Genomic DNA, 18,556 nt, shown 5'->3' on the forward strand with positions numbered 1-18,556 from the left:
GCGCGCCGGTCACGAGGGCCGGGTGCCGGCCCCCTCGCGCTCATCACCGCCGGCGGAACCGGCGATACGACGACAGCCACGATCAGGGCCTCCCTGCGCGGTCCGCAGTGGACGCGTCCCGCCAACCGGAAGTTACCTCCGCAGGTCCCCCTTATGCAGGCAGCCACACAGGTGATTCGTCAATTCGTCACCCCGCCGCAAACTGGCGGGAGACGGTCTCAGCGGGTGCGCGTGGACGACCCCGGGCCGTCACATCGGCGCAATCCGGCGTCGTCCACGCAGCTCAGGGCACGTGCGGCCGGACGTGGCGCGGTCCGTCACCCAGGGTCGCGGGACAACCAGGGCACCCCGGCCGCGACTTCCTCCGCCAACGCCGCCGGCACCAGTGGTTCGTCAAGAAGTCTCAGATACCGGTCGCTCAAGGTGTCCGTGCGGGCGCGCAGGTCGAGCCACGCGCGGACCAGTCGCACCCCCTCGACGTACGTCGTCGTGTACGCCCGCCACAGAGGGTCACCGAGGAATCGCAGCATGTGGCGGGCACGGCGTTCGGGAACCAGCAGCCACCGGCACAGGAAGTCCACCACGTCATCCGGATGGGCACGCCGGTCGTGCAGCATCAGGGCGGCGTCCTGACGCACGGTGAGCAGCCCGGAGAGGGCGTTCTCCACGCGTTCGGCCAGCTCGCCGTCCATCCGCAGGCCCAGGTCGGCCATGATCTCCTCGGCCCAGCGGCCCCAGCCGGCGCCGACCACGGCGTGCAGGCCGAGTTCGGCCATGCCCTCGGCCATCAGGCACTGCGGCGTGTTGATCAGGAACAACGCCTGCTCGGCGTGCCCGCGCTTGCCGACCAGGCCCACCTCCTTGCGGCAGTGCTCGGTGTGGTGGCCGGGGTAGGACTCGTGGGCGACCAGGTGCGGCAGGTTCGACATCCGGTGGCCGAGGTCGGCGTTGATCGCCACGCGCGACCGGAAGCCGCCCAGGTAGTAGTTGAAGCCGCTCCACGGCTTGTCGGTGACGACCTCGTACTCCACCACCTCGTTCGCGGGCAGCTCGAACCGTTGCCGCACGCGGTCGCGTAGCGCGCTGGACAGCGCGTGGACGGTGTTCTTGAGGCGACGCGGCGGCACCTCGTCGAGCGCGCGGTGGTCGGCGAGCCGTTGGGCCAGCGAGCCGGGGCCGGGCAGCAGCTCGTCCAGCGCGGCGTGCGCGCGGCGGTAGGTGTCCGGGTGACCCGGGCTGATGTCGACCTGGAAGTACGCCCGCACCTCGTCCACGAAGCCGACGCGCACGCCGGCGAGCTTGCGCGCGATCGTCTCGGCCGCCACGAGGTGGGCGTCCAGGAAGCGCTTGCGCGTCGGCTCCAGGTCGGCGCCGGGCAGCTCGCGGCGCAGCAGCGCGGCCTGCTCGGTCAACGCCACGGGGTGCGGCCTCGGCTCGACGTCGACCGCCCGGCGCAGCGCGCGGTCACCGGTGAACGAGTCGACCAACCCCGGCGACAGCCGGTCGAGCCTCAGCCCGAGCAGCAGGTACTCACGCACGATCCGGTCGCCGTCCACGGACTGAAGACCATACGAGATGACCGCCCGGTTTACCACAGCCGAACCGCGCCGACGAATTCTGACCCGAAAAGACACCACAATGGGGGACACCCACGTTCGGCGGATCACACAATCGTGTTATCGAGATCCACACGGGGGCGGATGTTCGGTAGTTTTGCCGATCAGGCAGCGGTCCGGCTTCCGGACAGCGCTGGATCGACCGGGGAAACCCGCAAAGAGGAGTGTGAAGTGCTGAAGAAGGCAGGTACGCTCACCGCGATCGTGGCCGGACTGATGCTGGTCGGCGCCCCGGCGTTCGCCGTGGGCGGCGAACCCCACGAGGAGGGGCACGGCCACGAATCCGAGCACGGTTTCACCCTCGTGAACGACGACGACGGCAGCGGGCACGTGGTCGACCAGTTCGGCCTGCTCAACTTCGGCAACGACTCCGACGTCGCGAGCGGCCTGAACGTCTGCGAGATCGAGGTCAACGCCGTCATCGGCGTTCCGATCCTGTCGAACAACGACGAGAGCCTGTGCGCCGTCTCCGACGACGACGGCAGCTGAAGCCCTCTACCTGCTGCGGAGCCGACGGGCCCGCCGAGGTCACCGTGCGACGACCGACGACGTGCGGCCGAATAAGCGGATGGCGCGCAATACCGTTGATATGACGACGCGAGTACGTGGTCGCGATGTCCGGATTTCGAACCGAGAGCCATACCGATTACACATCATTCACACGATGGTGTTCATCCGGGTGCAATCCACAACTCCAGCCAGTAAATTACCTGAGCGAGGGCAAACCGCCTGAGCCGCAGACTCCCCGAATGCTCGGATCGCGCGAGCAAGGTTATGGGCGTCACATCAATTCCCCACTAGAGGAGTGTGTTTATATGTTCAAGAAGGCAGGTGCCGTCGCCGCCGCTGCGGCCGGTCTGATGCTGCTGGGCTCCCCCGCGTTCGCGACGCCGCACGGAGGGGGCTACGACGACGGCGAGTACACCGCCATCGGCGAGTACCACAACCAGCAGTACTTCGAGGACGACGAGGAAGGCGGCACCTACGCCGACCAGTTCGGTCTCATCAACTTCGGCAACGACTCCGACCTGCTGAGCCAGGTCAACATCTGCGAGGTCGAGGTCAACGTCCTGGCGATCCCGATCCTCTCGAACAACGACGAGAGCGTCTGCATCGCGACGGACAACGACCACAACGAGTCGGACGCCCCCGGGCACAACGACTCGTACGACGACTGAGCCCCACACCGGTGATCCCGAGGGCGGCACTTCCCAGTCGGGGGGTGCCGCCCTCGGGCGTTCCCCTTCGGGTGCGCGGGCGGCGACCAGGCGTCGCCCGCCCTAGGAGCCGAAGCGGCGGTGCCGGATGGCGTAGTCGCGCAGGGCGCGCAGGAAGTCGGTGCGGCGGAACTCGGGCCAGTAGGCCTCGGTGAACCAGAACTCCGAGTGTGCCGACTGCCACAGCATGAAGCCGGACAGCCGCTGCTCGCCCGAGGTGCGGATGAGCAGGTCGGGGTCGGGCTGACCGGACGTGTAGAGGTGTTCGGCGATGTGGTCGACGTCCAGGACCTCGGCGAGCTCCTCGATCGTGCCGCCGGACTCGGCGTGCTTCTGCAGCAGCTTGCGGACCGCGTCGGCGATCTCCTGCCGGCCGCCGTAGCCGACCGCGACGTTGACCTCCAGGCCGGTGCGGCCCTTGGTGCGCAGTGCCGCCGCGGACAGCCGGGCTGCGGTCTCGGTCGGCAGCATGTCCAGCGCGCCGACGTGCCGGATGCGCCAGGGGTTACCGGGCTCGGCGAGTTCGTCGACGATGTCGGCGATGATGCCGAGCAACGGGTCCAGCTCCTCGGCCGGCCGGTTGAGGTTGTCCGTGGACAGCATCCACAGCGTGACCACCTCGACCTCGGCCTCGCGGCACCAGCTCAGCAGTTCGAGGATCTTGCGCGCGCCGGCCCGGTGGCCGTGCGCGACGTCGTCGAAGCCCGCCTCCCTGGCCCACCGGCGGTTGCCGTCGAGCACGACGCCGACGTGACGTGGTCGCTGCTTGCCGTCGAGCCATCGGTTGAGGCGGAACTCGTAACCCTTGAGCAGGACGCTCTTGACCTGTTCGCGAAGACCCACGCTGGAAGAGCGTACGCCGGGTGGGCGCGGTCACGCCGTCGTGTGCTGACCGGGTCACCTACGCTCCCGTAACCTCAGGGCGTGACCACGTCGACTCCTAGCCCGCAGGCCGCGCTGCGGCCTCGTCTGCGGGGATGGCTGCACCTCTGGTCGTTCGTGGTGTCCGTGGCGACCGGCGCGACGCTGATCGCCCTGGCCGCGGCCACCGTGTCGGCGAAGGCGGCGCTGGCGACGTCCGTGTACGGGGCGACCGTGCTCGGCCTGTTCGGCGTGAGCGCCCTGTACCACCGCGTGAACTGGGTCAGCGTGCGGGCGCGGACGTGGATGAAGCGCCTCGACCACTCGATGATCTTCGTCTTCATCGCCGGCACCTACACCCCGTTCGCGCTGCTGGCGATGCCGCCGAATACCGGCAACGTCGTGCTGCTCGTGGTCTGGCTCGGCGCCCTGGGCGGCGTGACGCTGAAACTGGCCTGGCCGCACGCCCCGAGGTGGCTCGGGGTGCCGATCTACATCGCGCTGGGCTGGGTGGCAATCTTCGTCCTGCCGGACCTGCTGCACCACGTCGGCGTGGCGGCCCTGGTCCTGCTCCTGGTGGGCGGCCTGCTCTACACCGTCGGCGCCGTCTTCTACGCCTGCCGCTGGCCGAATCCCTGGCCGGAGGTCTTCGGCTACCACGAGTTCTTCCACGCGGCCACGGTGCTGGCGGCGCTGTGCCATTACATCGCCATCTGGTTCGCGATCTACTCCTGACCCGTGATTCGGGAACACCCGTTTCCCGGGACCGCCGGGAAACGGGTGTTCGTCACGCCAGGTCGGGGCCTTGGGCTCGCAGGTCGTCCACCCTGGTCATCGCGGCACGCAGTTCGGTCAGCCAGGTGTCCGCGTGCTCGCCGACCAGGCGCACGGCCCAGGCCAGCGCCTCGGAACGCGACCGCGCCACGCCCGCCGCGACGAGCGTGTCCAGCACCATCCGCTCGGGTTGCCGCAGGCGCGTCATCACGGGCACCGACAGGGTGGTGAACAGCTCCTCCGTGCCACCGAGCCGTGCTCCCCACGCGACCTTGCGCCGGTAGCGGTGTTCGGCTTGGCGCGCGATTTCGATCCGCTCGTCCCTCGTCTGCTCGCGGAACCGGCTGATCCGGCCCGATTCGGCCGCCGCGCGTTCCGCGTCGTCCGCGAACGTGCCCTCCAGCGCGGGCAGCGTGCCGACGACCAGGATCTCCTCCCGGTCCACCGTCACGACCGGCGCCCCGGTGAACCATTCATCGGGCAGCCTGCCGCCGAACCAGCCCGCCGCGTCGTCCGCCGGTGGCTGCTCGGCCTGCTGCCAGCCGCCCCGGCCTCCCCATCCACGTCGCATCTCGCACCACCTCGATTACATGATTACGACGATGCCGACGCTACGCCGCTTACGAGGCCTCGGAAGGGCGGTTCGCTACCGGTGGACAGCCAGGGCCCCGGTCAGCTCGGCCACGGACGTCACCGGCCGGTCGCACACGTACCCGCGGCACACGTAGGCCGCCGCACGGCCGTCCACCAGCGGCCGGTCGGCGAGCAACGGCGCGGAGTCCGGCGCGCCCGCCACCACCACGCCGCCGCCGTGCACCCCGGCCCACGCGGCGCTGACCAGCTCCGACGCGTCACCGACCACGGCGACCTGCACGGGCCCGAGCGCCAACGCCTCGGCCACGCTCAGCCAGTGCCCGGCGAACCGGGGTTCCCGGGCGGCCAGCAGGCCGGCGCGGCCGAGAGCGGCCTCGGCGGCGTCGCGGTAGGTCGACGGCCCGCCCAGCACGGACGCCGTGACGAGGGCCGAAGCCAGCGCCGACGCACCGGACGGGCTCGCGTTGTCCGACGGGTCCGACGGCCGCTGCACCAACGCCTCCGCGTCGTCCGCGGTGTCGTAGTAGACGCCGGGCTCCTCCCCCGCGAACCGGGCCACCGCGGTGTCCAGCAATCCACAGGCGGCGGTGAACCACTTGACGTCGCCGGTCGCCTGGTGCAGGGCGAGCAGGCCGTCGGCGAAGCAGCCGTAGTCCTCCAGCACGCCCGCCGCCGTGCCCGCGACACCGTTGCGCGACGTGCGCAGGAGCCGACCGTCGACCAGGTGCACGTCCAGGACCAGCGACGCCGCCCGCACGGCCGCCGCCACCCACCGCGGCTCGCCGAACACCGCGCCCGCCTCCGCCAGCGCCACGATCGCCATCCCGTTCCACGCCGTCACGACCTTGTCGTCACGTCCCGGCTGCGGCCGGCGGTCGCGGGCCGCCAGCAGCTTCGCCGCGATCTCGTCGTCCGGCACCCCGAGCATCCGCAACGTCGACGCGCCGTGCTCGAACGTGCCCTCGTCCGTCACGCCGTACAGCTCGGCGGCGCGCGCCCCGGCCGCCATCCCCAGCACCTCGACGAGCTGCGCGGGCGTCCACACGTACGTGGACCCCTCGACGCCGTCGGTGTCCGCGTCCAACGACGCCGCGAACCCGCCCTCCGCCGTGCCGAGGTCGCGGATCAGGAACTCGGCCGTCTCACGGACCACTTGGCGGTAGCGCGGGTTGTCGTCACGGCGGCTCAAATGCGTGTACGCGCGCAGCAGCAAAGCGTTGTCGTACAACATCTTCTCGAAGTGCGGCACGACCCACGCCGCGTCCACGCCGTACCGCGCGAACCCGCCCGCCAGCTGGTCGTACAGCCCGCCGTTCGCCATCGCGTCGCACGTCGTCCGCGCCATCGACAGCGCCTCGACCGACCCGGTCCGCTCGTGGTGGCGCAGCAGGAACTCCAGCACCATCGACGGCGGGAACTTCGGCGCGCCGCCGAAACCGGCGTTGGTCCGGTCGAAGTGCCCGAGCAACGACACCACCGCCCCGGACAGCACCTCCTCGTCCACTGTGGACTGCGGTAGCGGCTTGAACGCCAGCTGCGCCACGATCCCCGCCGCCGACTCGCGCACCTCGTCGCCCTGCTCGCGCCACGCGTGGTCGATCGCCTCCAGCACCTGGCGGAACGACGGCATGCCCTGGCGCGGCGACGGCGGGTAGTACGTGCCCGCGTAGAACGGCTCGCCATCGGGCGTCAGGAAGCACGTCATGGGCCAGCCGCCGTGCCCGCTGAGCGCCTGCGTGACGGCCATGTAGACCGCGTCCACGTCCGGCCGCTCCTCGCGGTCCACCTTCACGTTCACGAAGTGCTCGTTCATGTACGCCGCGGTGACCTCGTCCTCGAACGACTCGTGCGCCATCACGTGGCACCAGTGGCACGCCGCGTACCCGACCGAGAGCAGCACCGGCACGCCCCGTTCGCGCGCCTCCTCGAACGCCTCCGGCGACCACGGGCGCCAGTGCACCGGGTTGTCGGCGTGTTGGAGGAGGTACGGGCTGGTCGAGGACGCGAGCCGGTTCGTCATAGCTCCACAGTAAATCCCGGACAACCGCCGGACTCGTCGACCAGACTGGGGTCATGGAGCCCTCCCCCGAGCCGCCGCCGCACGACCTGCGCCACGAAACCGGGCCGTTCGACGTGGTCGGTGACGTGCACGGGTGCCACGCGGAGCTAGTCCACCTGCTGCGCGAACTGGGCTACTCCGCCGAAGGGACGCACCCGGAGGGGCGCAAGGTGGCGTTCCTCGGCGACCTCGTGGACCGGGGCCCGGACACGCCGGGCGTGCTGCGGCTCGTGATGGCCATGGTGGCGGCGGGCAACGCCGTCTCCGTGCGCGGCAACCACGAGGAGAAGCTGGTGCGCGCGTTGCGGGGGCACCAGGTCCACGTCAGCCACGGCCTGGAGCACTCGTTGGACCAACTGGCCCGCGAGACCGCGCAGTTCCGGGCCGAGGTGCTGGCGTTCTGCGACTCCCTGGTGCCGCACTACGTCCTGGACGGCGGCAAGCTCGTCATCGCCCACGCCGGCCTGCCCGAGCGCTACCACGGCAGTGAGTCGGCGCGGATGCGGTCGCTGGCGCTGTGGGGCGTCGGCACGGGCGAGCGCGACTCGCGCGGCTTCCCCGTCCGCTACCCGTGGGCGCAGGACTACCGGGGCGCCGCCATGGTCCTTTATGGACACACACCGGTCGAGGAACCGGAGTGGGTGAACGGGACGCTGTGCCTGGACACGGGCTGCGTGTTCGGCGGCAGGCTCACCGCGCTGCGCTACCCCGAGCGGGAACTGGTCTCCGTCCCCGCCCGTCGGACCTGGTACGAGCAGTAAGGTCGGCGGGGTGCGCGCGAGCTACCGGGAACGCCCGCCCTGGTTAGCCCGGGTGGGTGACATCGGCGCCGGCGTGCTCGTCGCACCGGAGCTGGTGCTCACCTGCTCGCACGTCGTGCCGCACGACCGGGTGGACGTGACGCTCGTCCACCCCGGGGTGGCGGTCGCCGCGTCGGTGGAGTTCCGGGAAGACGACGGTGACCTGGCCGTGCTGCGCCTGGACCGGCCGGTGGACGCGGTGTGCGCGCCGCTGCGCGCGCCGTCCGCGTTGAGCGACCACCCGTACGTGGTGCAGGGGTTCGCGGGCGGTCACCACACCGAGTCGCGCGGGCGGCTGGGCGGCCGGGTCGGCCCGGGCTGGGTGCAGCTGGAGCACACCTCCGGCCACCTGACGCCGTGGGCTCCACCGTGGCCGGGGGTCGCCGGCCCGAGCACCAAGGCGGCGACGGCGTTGCGGGACGGTCGGGCGTTTGTCGCGACCGGCGACGACGGCGGACGGCCGGCGGTGTGGTCCTGCCCGCCCGGCGGCCGGGCCCGCACCCTCGCGGCGCTCGACCTGGACTCGCCGGTGACCGACCTGATCCGGCACCCGGACGGCACGCTCGTGGTGTGGTGCCGGTCCGGGGTGCTCAAGCTCGACTTCGGCTAGTCGTCCTTCTTCGCGCCGCCGTTGCCGTTGCCCGCCTTCGCCTCGGGCTTGGCGTCGGCCTCGGGCTCGTCGAACGACGCGGGCAGCTTCTTCAGGTGCTTGCTCATCGACTTGACCAGGAACACCACGGCGATGAAGAACAGCACCAGCACCAGCAGGCCCAGCGGGGAGGACTTGCCGAAGTCCTCCTGCTGGCCGCCCGGGTCCTTGTCCGTGGAGGGCGGCTGCTGGGCCAGGACGATCGCCGTGGTCTGCTCCCACGGGATCGGGTCGAACGAGGTCACGCGGTCACCCTTTCCCGGACGCCCGCGAACAGGTCGTCCTCCGGCACGGTGCTGTCGACCAGCGACCGCGCCAGCTCGTACTCCTCCGTCGGCCACACCGAGCGCTGCATCTCCAGCGGCACGGCGAACCAGCGGCTCTCAGGGTCGATCTGGGTGGCGTGGGCCTTGAGGGCCTCGTCGCGCACCGGGAAGAAGTCGGCGCACTCGACGCGGGTGGTGACCCGCTCGATCACGTCCGGCTTGTCGGCGTCCCAGCCCGCCAGCCACTCGGCGTACGGGGACTCCTCGCCCACGGCGATCAGGGCCTCGTGGAACGCCATCAGCTTCGCGCGGGAGAAGCCGTGCGAGTAGTACAGCTTCAGCGGCTGCCACGGCTCGCCCAGCTCGGGGTAGCGCTCGGGGTCGCCGGCCGCGTCGAACGCGGCGACCGACACCTCGTGGCAGCGGATGTGGTCGGGGTGCGGGTAGCCGCCGTTCTCGTCGTAGGTGACGATCACGTGCGGGCGGAACTCGCGGATCACCTCGACCAGCGGCGGCGTGGACTCCTCCAGCGGCACGAGCGCGAAGCAGCCCTCGGGCAGCGGCGGCAGCGGGTCGCCCTCGGGCAGGCCGGAGTCGACGAAGCCCAGCCAGCGGTGCTGCACGCCGAGGATCTCGGCGGCGCGGGCCATCTCGCCGCGGCGGATCTCGGCGATGTTCTCCAGCACGTCCGGGCGCTCCATGGCGGGGTTGAGGATGCTGCCCGCCTCACCGCCCGTGCAGGTCACGACCATGACCTCGTGGCCCTCGGCCACGTAGCGGGCCATCGTGGCGGCGCCCTTGCTGGACTCGTCGTCGGGGTGCGCGTGCACCGCCATCAGGCGCAGCTTCTCAACCATGACGGTGGTGCTCCTCCTCGCCCCTGCCGAACCTGTCTGGTCCAGCCCCTGCGACACTCAACGCGGTGGTCGAGGGACATTGTTCCCCACGGGCGGGAAGGTTTCGGACAGTGGCACTGCCGGAGGGTCGGTACGGCGCACCGCGCAGGTCCCTGCCCAGGTGGGCGCGGTGGTCACTCCCCGTGATCGCGGTGCTGGTCGGCGGGGTCGTCGCGTGGGTCGGCTACCGCAACCTCGGCACGATGCCCGTCGAGGCCAAGCAGACCGCGTTCACGGTGGTCGGCGACAGCACGGTCGAGATCACGTTCGAGGTGGTCAGGCAGACCCCGGAGCAGCCCGTGGTGTGCATCGTGCGCGCGCGTTCCCAGGACGGCGACGAGGCCGGCCGGCGGGAGGTCCTGGTCGCGCCGGGAGCCGACACGGTGCGCGCCACGACCGTGCTGCGGACGTCCAAACCACCCGTCACCGGCGAGGTCTTCGGCTGCTCCTACCAGGTTCCGGCGTACCTGTCCACGAGGTAGCGGCCAAGCGGGTGATCTGCGGGTTTAGTGGCGGATCCGGGAACAAAACGCCGTCGCCGAACGTTCTGGGTCTGTTACTCTGGCCTTTCAGCACGGCCCCGACGCGGGCCGTGTTTTTCCGTTCCGGGCTGGTGCGCCCGGGAACTGCCAGCCCACGCCGTGGGCCGGAGCAAGACGAGGAGTTGGTGACCGTGAGCGACACTGAGGTGACCTGGCTGACCCAGGAGGCCTACGACCGGCTCAAGGGGGAGCTGGACGAGATGATCGAGAATCGCCCGGTCATTGCTGCGGAGATCAACGCGCGTCGCGAGGAGGGTGACCTCCGCGAGAACGGCGGGTACCACGCGGCCCGCGAGGAGCAGGGCAAGCAGGAGGCCCGCATCCGCCAGCTGCAGGAGCTGCTGAGGGTCGCCAAGGTCGGCGAGGCGCCCACGGTGACGGGCGTCGCGGCGCCCGGCATGGTGCTCACTGTGCGTTACGACGGTGATGACGAGACCGAGGAGTTCCTGCTCGCCACCCGTGAGGAGGGCGCGCACGGCGCCCTCGAGGTCTACTCCCCGTCGTCGCCGCTGGGCAAGGCGTTGCTCGGCGCGAAGGAGGGCGAGGCGCGTCAGTACGAGCTGCCCAACGGCAGCACGATGAAAGTCACGCTGATCAAGGCCGTGCCGTACGCCGGCTGACCCCCAGACACCAGGAGGGGGGGCCCCCCCCCCCGGGGGGGCCCCCCCCCGGGGGGGGCGCGGGGGGGGGGGGGCCCCAATGTGGGAGACCCCTTATCTCGGCGGTGCGGTCCGCGGGCGCCCCCCCCCCCCCCGGGGGGGCGCCCCCCCGGGGGGGGGCCCGCCCTTCTGCTGTCGTGCCACCTGTTGTCGTATCACCTGATGTCGTACCGCCCGATCCGGTCACGTGACGCGTTCCAGCAGGGGCCGCACGCGGGGCGGGACGGGGGTGGAGAGCGCGATCGACGTGGACAGCCGCTGCACGCCCGGCACGTCCACGATCGAGTCGATCACCCGTTGCAGGTCGGCGTTGGACCGGGCCACGACCCGCGCGAACAGGTCGCCCGGCCCGGTCGTCGCGTGCACCTCGCACACCTCGTTGATCGCGGCCAGCCCCTGCGACACCTCGTGCCGCCGTCCCTGGGCGATCTCCAGCACGGCGAACGCGGTCAGCCCGTAGCCCATCGCGGCCAGGTCGAGCGCGGGCGGGAAGCCCGTCAGCACGCCGCGCGCCACCAGCCGGTCCAGCCGGGCCTGCACCGTGCCGCGGGCCACGCCGAGGCGCCGCGAGCACTCCAGCACCCCCAGCCGGGGCTCGTCGGTGAGCAGCAGCAACAGCCGTGCGTCCAGGGCGTCGACGGCCTGGTCAGAGTGTTCAGTTTGCGGGTCGGAAGGCATGAACCACTGTACAAGATGTCCAGCGGAACTCCGGAGTGTTGCTCACCCTGACCAGCATTCCACATGCTGTGAGGTATGACGCAGCAGCTTGACGACGTGAGCTACGACCAGCTCCGCCAACTCGTGGGCCTGGTCGACTACGACGGGACGCGCGACCCGTTCCCCGTCCGCTCGATGGACGCCGTGGTCTTCGTGGTCGGCAACGCGACCCAGACCGCGTGGTTCTACCAGGTCGCCTTCGGGATGCAGCTCGTCGCGTACTCCGGGCCGGAGACCGGGCAGCGGGACCACAAGTCCTTCGTGCTCAAGTCCGGCTCGGCGCGGTTCGTGATCAACGGCGGCGTGCGGCCGGACAGCCCGCTGCTCGACCACCACCGCAAGCACGGTGACGGCGTGGTGGACCTCGCGCTGGAGGTCGCCGACGTGGACCGGTGCGTCGAGCACGCGCGCGCCCAGGGCGCGACCGTCCTCGAAGAGCCGCACGACCTCACCGACGAGCACGGCACCGTCCGGGTCGCGGCCATCGCGACCTACGGCGAGACCCGCCACACGCTGGTCGACCGGTCGGGCTACCGCGGGCCGTACCTGCCCGGGTACGTGGCGCGGGAGAGCACGGTCGTGCGGCCGGCGGGCGCGCCGAAGCGCCTGTTCCAGGCGGTCGACCACTGCGTGGGCAACGTCGAGCTCGGCCGGATGGACCACTGGGTGGAGTTCTACAACCGGGTGATGGGCTTCGTGAACATGGCGGAGTTCATCGGCGACGACATCGCCACCGACTACTCGGCGTTGATGAGCAAGGTCGTCTCCAACGGCAACCACCGGGTGAAGTTCCCGCTCAACGAGCCCGCCGTGGCCAAGCGCAAGTCGCAGATCGACGAGTACCTGGAGTTCTACGAGGGCGCCGGCGTGCAGCACATCGCGCTGGCGACCAACGACATCGTGGCCACGTTGACCGCGATGCGCGCGGCGGGCGTGGAGTTCCTGGAGACGCCCGACTCGTACTACGACGACCCGGAGCTGCGGGCGCGCATCGGTGAGGTGCGCGTGCCGATCGAGGTGCTCAAGGAGCACCGGATCCTGGTCGACCGGGACGAGGACGGCTACCTGCTCCAGATCTTCACCAAGCCGATCGGCGACCGGCCGACCGTGTTCTACGAGCTGATCGAGCGGCACGGGTCGCTCGGCTTCGGCAAGGGCAACTTCAAGGCGCTGTTCGAGGCGATCGAGCGCGAGCAGGAGCGCCGGGGCAACCTCTGACCCCTCGGCGTCGCCGCGGCGGGAACCGTCGGGCGGCGTCTCGCGTTGTGACGGCGACGGGCCGGTCCGGGCACCCCCGGGCCGGCCTTTCGCGTCGGATCCTGTCGGAACGCTGACGATGCCCGTACGGCACGCGCCGGGACCGGTACTCTCGGTGCGGGGTCAGCTCACACAGCATTCACCTGGAGGGTGGCATGGCGCTCGCGGCACGGGTCACCGCGGTGCTCCCGCTCGTCGGAGCGGTGGCCACCGCCGTGGCGTTGACCGGCGCGGCGTTCTTCACCGTGGCCCACGCGGGGTGCGCGGACACGGGCCGGTTCGTGGAGCGCGACGGCGTGGTGGAGTTCGTCGGCGGGTGCGTGGACGGGCACGACCTGCCCGCCGTGCCGCGGGTGGAGAACGCGCGGTACGACGTGAAGCCCTGACGTTCGCGGGCTCGTGGGCGATAGTGGACCCATGTGTCGCAACATCAGGGTGCTCCACAACTTCGAACCGCCCGCCACCGAGGACGAGGTCCGTGCGGCGGCCGTTCAGTACGTGCGCAAGGTGAGCGGGTCGACGCGTCCGTCGGCGGCGAACCAGGCGGCGTTCGACGCGGCCGTCGAGGCGGTGGCCGAGGCCACTCGCGTGCTGCTCGAATCGCTGGTCACGCAGGCCCCACCCCGTGACCGCGAGGTCGAGGCCGCCAAGGCGAAGGAACGCTCCGCCGCCCGCTTCGGCCCCCGCTGACCCGCGTGTCCCACGTCCAGAACGCGAGAGTCCTACGTTCAGGGCGCGAGAGTCCTACGTTCACGTACCCCGAGTTGAACGCTCAGCACAGCGCGAAACCCCGCGCCCGTGGTGACTGAGCGCGGGGTTCGGTGTGCTGAGCGTTGAATTCAGGTGTTCTGAACGTAGGACACGCGCGACGCGAACGTAGGACTCTCGAGGGCTGGAGGTAGGACTCTCGGGGGTTAGTCGAGGGCGGTCAGGAGGTCGGTGATCAGGTCGTCGGCCGATTCGATGCCCACGGAGAGGCGGATCAGGTCGGCGGGGACCTCCAGGAGCGAGCCGGCCGTGCTGGCGTGGGTCATGCGGCCGGGGTGCTCGATCAGGGATTCGACGCCGCCCAGCGACTCGGCCAGGGTGAACAGGCGGGTGCGGGAGCAGACGTCGAGGGCCGCTTGCTCGCCGCCCGCCACGCAGAACGAGATCATCCCGCCGAACCGGCGCATCTGCTTCGCCGCGACCTCGTGGCCTGGGTGCTCGGGCAGGCCCGGGTAGTACACGCGCGTCACCTTCGGGTGCCGGACCAGGGCCTCGACGACCTTCTCGGCGTTGTCCGAGTGCTTCTCCATGCGCACTTCGAGCGTCTTGATGCCCCGCAACGTCAACCACGCGTCGAACGGCCCCGGCACGGCGCCCGCACCGTTCTGCAGGAAGCCGAACTGCGCGTCGAGCTCGTCGTCCGACGTGATCAACGCCCCGCCGACGACGTCCGAGTGCCCGCCGACGTACTTGGTCGTCGAGTGCAGCACGACGTCCGCGCCCAGCTCCAACGGGCTCTGCAGGTACGGCGAGGCGAACGTGTTGTCCACCACGAGCAGCGCGCCCGCCGAGTGCGCCACCTGCGCGAGCAGCGCGATGTCGGCGATGTTGAGCAACGGGTTGGTCGGCGTCTCGATCCAGACGACCTTGGTGTTCGGCCGGATCGCCGCGCGCACCGCGTCGACGTCGGACAGCGCGGCCGGCGTGTGCTCGACGCCCCAGTGCGACAGCACCTTGTCGATCAGCCGGAACGTGCCGCCGTACGCGTCGTTCGGGATGACGACGTGGTCGCCGGGCCGGCACATCGCGCGCAGGGCCGTGTCGGTCGCGCCCATGCCGGAGGCGAACGCGCGCGCGTGCCGCCCGCCTTCGAGCGCCGCCAGGCACTCCTCCAGCGCGGCACGGGTCGGGTTGCCGGTGCGGGAGTACTCGAAACCGCCGCGCAGCCCCCCGACGCCGTCCTGCGCGTAGGTGGAGGTGGCGTGGATCGGCACGATGACCGAGCCCGTGGTCGGGTCGGGGTCCTGCCCGGCGTGGATAGCCCTGGTCGCGAAACCGTAGTGGCCGGTGTCCGTCATGCGTCTAGGGTACGGCGGCCCAAAACGCAACCGCCCGTCGACCGGAAGGCCGACGGGCGGTCGGGTGAATCGGTGTCCGACCTAAGTCACCACTGCTGCGGCGGCTGCTGGCCGTACGGGTTCTGCTGCTGCGGCTGGCCGTACGGGTTCGACGCGGGCGCCTGGCCGTACGGGTTGGGCTGCTGCTGGCCGTAGCCACCGGGGTAGCCGCCGGGAGCCGCGCCCGCGGGGGCGTTGACCACGATGGTGCCCAGGATCTTGTCGGCCCACGTCTGCTTCTTCGCTTCCCACAACGGCGCGAACCAGCCCGCGTAGCAGGGCAGCGAATCGACGAAGTGGCACAGGTGGCGCACGAAGGCGTTGCCGAAACCGATCGGCTGCCCCGTCTCCTCCTTGATGAGCTTGATCTTCGCGACCTTCTTGCCCATCGACTGGCCCGTGGTGCCGGCCAGGTACCAGGAGTTGTAGATCATGAAGCCGAGCAGGCCCACGTACCCGACACCCATGAGGATCAGGTAGAGCGTCGGGTCACCGGTCGCCGCGCCGATGCCGGCGAGGATGCCGACGATCACGCCCGGCGCGACGTAGTCGATCAACGCGCCGACGGCCCGACTGCCCCACTCCGCGTAACCCCCTGACGGCGCACCGTAAGCGGGCTGCGCGGCGTACGCCTGCTGGGCGCCCCACGCCTGCTGCTGCTGTTGCTGCGGCTGGCCGTACGGGTTCGACGTGGGCGCCTGGCCGTACGGGTTGGGCTGCTGCTGGCCGTACTGCTGCGGCTGCTGCGGCTGGCCGTACGGGTTGGACGGCGGCTGCTGCCCGTAAGCCTGCTGCTGGCCGTACTGGGCGGGCTGCTGCTGCCCGTACTGGGGCGGCTGCTGGGCCGGGAACGCGCCGGAGCCGGGCTGCTGCGCCGGCTGACCGTACGGGTTGGACCCGGGCTGCTGCGTCGCGCCCGGCGGCACGACCTGGGTCGCGTCCGGGTTCGACTGGGGCTGCTGCGGTCCGGAGGGCACGACCTGGGTCGCCTCCGGCGGCGGGAAAGCAGGGGGCTGGCCGCCGCCGGGCACGACCTGCGTCGCGTCGGCGTTCGGGGGCTGGGCACCCTGCCCCTGCTCCTGCTGGTTTTGACCGCCGAACTGCTGGTTCCCTGGCGGCTGCGGAGCGTTCATCGGAGTTTCCAACCCCCTTGGCACGGGCCGTAGGTGTATGAGTCGGTGGCCAACGCTAGCGGATGCCGCCCCCTCGGCCACGCACAACCGGTCAACCTGTCCCGATCCGCGATGAGGGGCAGGACACGTCGACCGCGTTCCGGGGGCCGGCCGGCAGCCGATCAGCGACCGGCGAGGAAACCCAGGATGTCCTGCCGGGTGACGACTCCGGCCGGCTTGCCGTCCTCCAGCACCAGCGCACCGTCCGCTGAGGACAGTGCCGCCATGGCGGAGCTGATCGACTCGCCGGCGCCGATCGTGGGCAGCTTCAACGACATGTGCCGGTCGAGCCGGTCGGTCAGCTGCGCCTTGCCGGTGAACAGCGCGTCGAGCAGGTCGCGCTCGTTGACCGCGCCCGCCACCTCGGCCGCCATCACGGGCGGCTCGGCGTTGACGACCGGCATCTGGGAGACGCCGTACTCGCGCATGATCGCGACCGCCTCGGCGACCGTCTCATTCGGATGGCCGTGCACGAGGTCGGGCACGGTGCCGTCCTTGCGCCGCAACACGTCGCCGACCGTCGCGCCGGACGTGTCGGGCGACAGGAACCCGTACTGCGCCATCCACTTGTCGTTGAACACGCTCGACAGGTAGCCGCGCCCGCCGTCGGGCAGCAGCACGACGATCACGTCGTCCGGCCCCGCGGTCTCGGCGACCCGCAGCGCCGCCGCGACGGCCATGCCGCACGAGCCGCCGACGAGCAGCCCCTCCTCACGGGCCAGGCGCCGGGTGATCTCGAACGAGTCGCCGTCGCTCACCGCGACGATCTCGTCGCACACGTCCCGGTCGTAGGCGTCCGGCCAGAAGTCCTCGCCGACGCCCTCCACCAGGTACGGCCGGCCGGTGCCGCCGGAGTAGACCGAGCCCTCGGGGTCCGCGCCGATGATCTTCACGCGACCCTCGGAGACCTCCTTGAGGTACTTGCCCGTGCCGGAGATCGTGCCGCCGGTGCCGACGCCCGCGACGAAGTGCGTGATCCGGCCCTCGGTCTGCCGCCACACCTCCGGACCCGTGCCGTGGTAGTGGCTGGCCGGGTTCTCCGGGTTGGCGTACTGGTTGGGCTTCCACGCGCCGGGGATCTCGGCGACCAGGCGGTCGGAGACGTTGTAGTAGGAGTCGGGGTGCTCCGGCGCGACCGCGGTCGGGCACACCACGACCTCGGCCCCGTAGGCCTTGAGCACGTTGCGCTTGTCCACGCTGACCTTGTCCGGGCAGACGAAGACGCACTTGTAGCCCTTCTGCTGGGCCACGAGCGCGAGGCCGACGCCGGTGTTGCCCGAGGTGGGCTCGACGATCGTGCCGCCGGGCTCGAGCTCGCCGCTGCGCTCCGCCGCCTCGACCATGCGCAGCGCGATGCGGTCCTTCACGCTGCCGCCGGGGTTGAGGTACTCGACCTTGGCGAGGATGAGCGGCCGGCGGCCCTCGGCCACCGCGTTCAACTTCACCAGCGGCGTGTTGCCGACCAGGTCTACGACGCTCTCGACGTACTCCACGACGGACCTTCCACTTCTTGAGATGACGCGCTGAGCGTATATCGGTGGCGCGGTGTTCGGCCGGGTGGACGATGGGTGTCGGGAGAGGGGAGGGTCCGATGCGGGGGTTTCGGCTCCTCGCGGTGGTCGCGGGGGCGTTGGGCGGGTTGACCGGAGTGGCGTACGGGCTGGTCACCGAGCAGTCCCGGCGGGCGCGGGTGGTGATCGGGGCGCCCCACGCGCCGCCGTTGCGCGCCGACGCCGTGTACGGGGACGGCGACGGGACGCCGGTGCGGTTCGCCGTGCTCGGCGACTCGATGGCGGCAGGGCTGGGGGTGGACGACCCGGCCGAGCTGCCGGGCGTGGTGCTGGCGACCGGGATGGCCGACGAGGTGGGCGTGCCCGTGCGGCTGGAGACGTACGCGATCTCCGGGTCGACGTCCCGTGACTTGGCGGCGCAGGTGGACCGGGTGGTGGCCGACCCGCCGGACGTGGCGCTGGTGATCATCGGCGCGAACGACGTGACGACGCGGCTGTCGATCGCGGGGTCGGCGGTGTTGCTGGGCGCGCAGGTGCGGCGGCTGCGTGCGGCAGGGGTCGGCGTGGTCGTCGGCACGTGCCCCGACCTGGGCACGGTGCGGCCGATCGCGGAACCGGCGCGGTCGGTGGCGCGGGAGTGGTCGCGGCGGTTGGCGCGGGCGCAGCGGGTCGAGGTGGAACGGGCGGGCGGCGTGGCGGTGGCGATGGGCGACCTGCTCGCGGCGGAGTTCCGGGCGCGGCACGCCGACTACTTCAGCCGGGACCGGTTCCACCCGAGCGCGGCCGGGTACGAGGCGGCGACCTCGATCCTGCTGGCGCCGCTGTGCGGCGTCCTTCGTCACGAGTGGTGGCCGCGCTGAA

The 18,556-nt window shown here is 71.1% G+C and carries 20 protein-coding genes and 1 pseudogene; 11 read left to right on the top strand and 10 right to left on the bottom strand.

Annotated features, from left to right (window positions below; genetic code table 11):
- Nucleotides 1-317: 317 nt before the first annotated feature.
- The gene (locus LNK82_RS13845) at nt 318-1,556 is read right to left on the bottom strand and encodes a DUF885 domain-containing protein (protein WP_230567363.1); all 1,239 of its coding nucleotides are present in this window, start codon (nt 1,554-1,556) and stop codon (nt 318-320) included.
- A gap of 231 nt (nt 1,557-1,787) precedes the next feature.
- Here LNK82_RS13845 and LNK82_RS13850 point away from each other — a divergent pair, with 231 nt between their 5' ends.
- Nucleotides 1,788-2,105: a hypothetical protein gene (locus LNK82_RS13850; RefSeq protein ID WP_230567364.1), complete on the top strand. Its 318-nt coding sequence runs from the start codon at nt 1,788-1,790 to the stop codon at nt 2,103-2,105.
- Between the two features lie 326 nt (nt 2,106-2,431).
- Nucleotides 2,432-2,794: a hypothetical protein gene (locus LNK82_RS13855; RefSeq protein WP_230567365.1), complete on the top strand. Its 363-nt coding sequence runs from the start codon at nt 2,432-2,434 to the stop codon at nt 2,792-2,794.
- Nucleotides 2,795-2,896: 102 nt separating this feature from the next.
- On the opposite strand, the gene LNK82_RS13860 is transcribed toward LNK82_RS13855, so the two are convergent.
- A complete protein-coding gene (locus LNK82_RS13860; protein ID WP_230567366.1) occupies nt 2,897-3,676 on the bottom strand; it encodes an isoprenyl transferase in 780 nt (259 codons plus the stop codon).
- 81 nt (nt 3,677-3,757) lie between these two features.
- On the opposite strand from LNK82_RS13860, the gene trhA reads away from it, so the two are divergent.
- A complete protein-coding gene (trhA, locus tag LNK82_RS13865; protein WP_230567367.1) occupies nt 3,758-4,429 on the top strand; it encodes a PAQR family membrane homeostasis protein TrhA in 672 nt (223 codons plus the stop codon).
- Between the two features lie 52 nt (nt 4,430-4,481).
- Here trhA and abmR read toward each other — a convergent pair whose 3' ends face one another.
- A complete protein-coding gene (gene abmR / locus LNK82_RS13870) occupies nt 4,482-5,039 on the bottom strand; it encodes an ATP-binding transcription factor AbmR (RefSeq protein ID WP_230567368.1) in 558 nt (185 codons plus the stop codon).
- 75 nt (nt 5,040-5,114) lie between these two features.
- Nucleotides 5,115-7,082, bottom strand: coding sequence for a thioredoxin domain-containing protein (locus tag LNK82_RS13875; protein WP_230567369.1), 1,968 nt, complete (start codon nt 7,080-7,082; stop codon nt 5,115-5,117).
- 68 nt (nt 7,083-7,150) lie between these two features.
- Here LNK82_RS13875 and LNK82_RS13880 point away from each other — a divergent pair.
- Nucleotides 7,151-7,923: pseudogene (locus LNK82_RS13880) on the top strand (metallophosphoesterase); the annotation flags it as partial.
- An 11-nt stretch (nt 7,924-7,934) separates the two neighbouring features.
- Entirely contained in the window at nt 7,935-8,531 is a 597-nt protein-coding gene (locus LNK82_RS13885) for a trypsin-like peptidase domain-containing protein (RefSeq protein WP_230567370.1), read from the top strand.
- Here the strand turns inward: LNK82_RS13885 and LNK82_RS13890 are convergent.
- Nucleotides 8,528-8,815, bottom strand: a complete 288-nt coding sequence (locus tag LNK82_RS13890) for a hypothetical protein (protein ID WP_372470485.1) — start codon at nt 8,813-8,815, stop codon at nt 8,528-8,530. The two genes, LNK82_RS13885 and LNK82_RS13890, sit on opposite strands and share 4 nt — an antisense overlap.
- Nucleotides 8,812-9,693: a mycothiol conjugate amidase Mca gene (gene mca, locus LNK82_RS13895; RefSeq protein WP_230567371.1), complete on the bottom strand. Its 882-nt coding sequence runs from the start codon at nt 9,691-9,693 to the stop codon at nt 8,812-8,814. Before mca ends, LNK82_RS13890 begins: the two co-directional genes overlap by 4 nt.
- A gap of 110 nt (nt 9,694-9,803) precedes the next feature.
- Between mca and LNK82_RS13900 the strand changes: the two genes are divergently transcribed.
- Entirely contained in the window at nt 9,804-10,214 is a 411-nt protein-coding gene (locus tag LNK82_RS13900; protein ID WP_230567372.1) for a DUF4307 domain-containing protein, read from the top strand.
- A gap of 185 nt (nt 10,215-10,399) precedes the next feature.
- Nucleotides 10,400-10,894, top strand: coding sequence for a transcription elongation factor GreA (gene greA / locus LNK82_RS13905; protein ID WP_053719387.1), 495 nt, complete (start codon nt 10,400-10,402; stop codon nt 10,892-10,894).
- A 222-nt stretch (nt 10,895-11,116) separates the two neighbouring features.
- On the opposite strand, the gene LNK82_RS13910 is transcribed toward greA, so the two are convergent.
- Nucleotides 11,117-11,611: an Lrp/AsnC family transcriptional regulator gene (locus LNK82_RS13910; protein WP_230567373.1), complete on the bottom strand. Its 495-nt coding sequence runs from the start codon at nt 11,609-11,611 to the stop codon at nt 11,117-11,119.
- Nucleotides 11,612-11,686: 75 nt separating this feature from the next.
- On the opposite strand from LNK82_RS13910, the gene hppD reads away from it, so the two are divergent.
- The 3 genes from hppD (at nt 11,687) to LNK82_RS13925 (ending at nt 13,597) form a co-directional block, all read left to right on the top strand.
- Nucleotides 11,687-12,868: a 4-hydroxyphenylpyruvate dioxygenase gene (gene hppD, locus LNK82_RS13915; protein ID WP_230567374.1), complete on the top strand. Its 1,182-nt coding sequence runs from the start codon at nt 11,687-11,689 to the stop codon at nt 12,866-12,868.
- 194 nt (nt 12,869-13,062) lie between these two features.
- Nucleotides 13,063-13,293, top strand: a complete 231-nt coding sequence (locus LNK82_RS13920; RefSeq protein WP_230567375.1) for a hypothetical protein — start codon at nt 13,063-13,065, stop codon at nt 13,291-13,293.
- A 31-nt stretch (nt 13,294-13,324) separates the two neighbouring features.
- Nucleotides 13,325-13,597: a DUF2277 domain-containing protein gene (locus LNK82_RS13925; protein ID WP_230567376.1), complete on the top strand. Its 273-nt coding sequence runs from the start codon at nt 13,325-13,327 to the stop codon at nt 13,595-13,597.
- 224 nt (nt 13,598-13,821) lie between these two features.
- Here the strand turns inward: LNK82_RS13925 and LNK82_RS13930 are convergent, their stop codons facing one another.
- From LNK82_RS13930 to LNK82_RS13940, 3 genes are all read right to left on the bottom strand, one after another.
- Nucleotides 13,822-14,973 carry a cystathionine gamma-synthase gene (locus LNK82_RS13930; RefSeq protein WP_230567377.1) on the bottom strand — a complete coding sequence of 384 codons (1,152 nt, stop codon included), beginning with the start codon at nt 14,971-14,973 and terminating at the stop codon, nt 13,822-13,824.
- Nucleotides 14,974-15,059: 86 nt separating this feature from the next.
- The gene (locus tag LNK82_RS13935) at nt 15,060-16,145 is read right to left on the bottom strand and encodes an RDD family protein (RefSeq protein WP_230567378.1); all 1,086 of its coding nucleotides are present in this window, start codon (nt 16,143-16,145) and stop codon (nt 15,060-15,062) included.
- A 161-nt stretch (nt 16,146-16,306) separates the two neighbouring features.
- On the bottom strand, nt 16,307-17,677 hold the full coding sequence (locus LNK82_RS13940) for a cystathionine beta-synthase (RefSeq protein ID WP_230567379.1): 1,371 nt from the start codon (nt 17,675-17,677) through the stop codon (nt 16,307-16,309).
- Nucleotides 17,678-17,775: 98 nt separating this feature from the next.
- On the opposite strand from LNK82_RS13940, the gene LNK82_RS13945 reads away from it, so the two are divergent.
- Nucleotides 17,776-18,555, top strand: coding sequence for an SGNH/GDSL hydrolase family protein (locus LNK82_RS13945; RefSeq protein ID WP_230567380.1), 780 nt, complete (start codon nt 17,776-17,778; stop codon nt 18,553-18,555).
- The last annotated feature ends 1 nt before the right edge of the window (nt 18,556 follow it).

The sequence above is a fragment of the Saccharothrix luteola genome (assembly GCF_020859565.1).
Lineage (GTDB): Bacteria > Actinomycetota > Actinomycetes > Mycobacteriales > Pseudonocardiaceae > Actinosynnema > Actinosynnema luteola.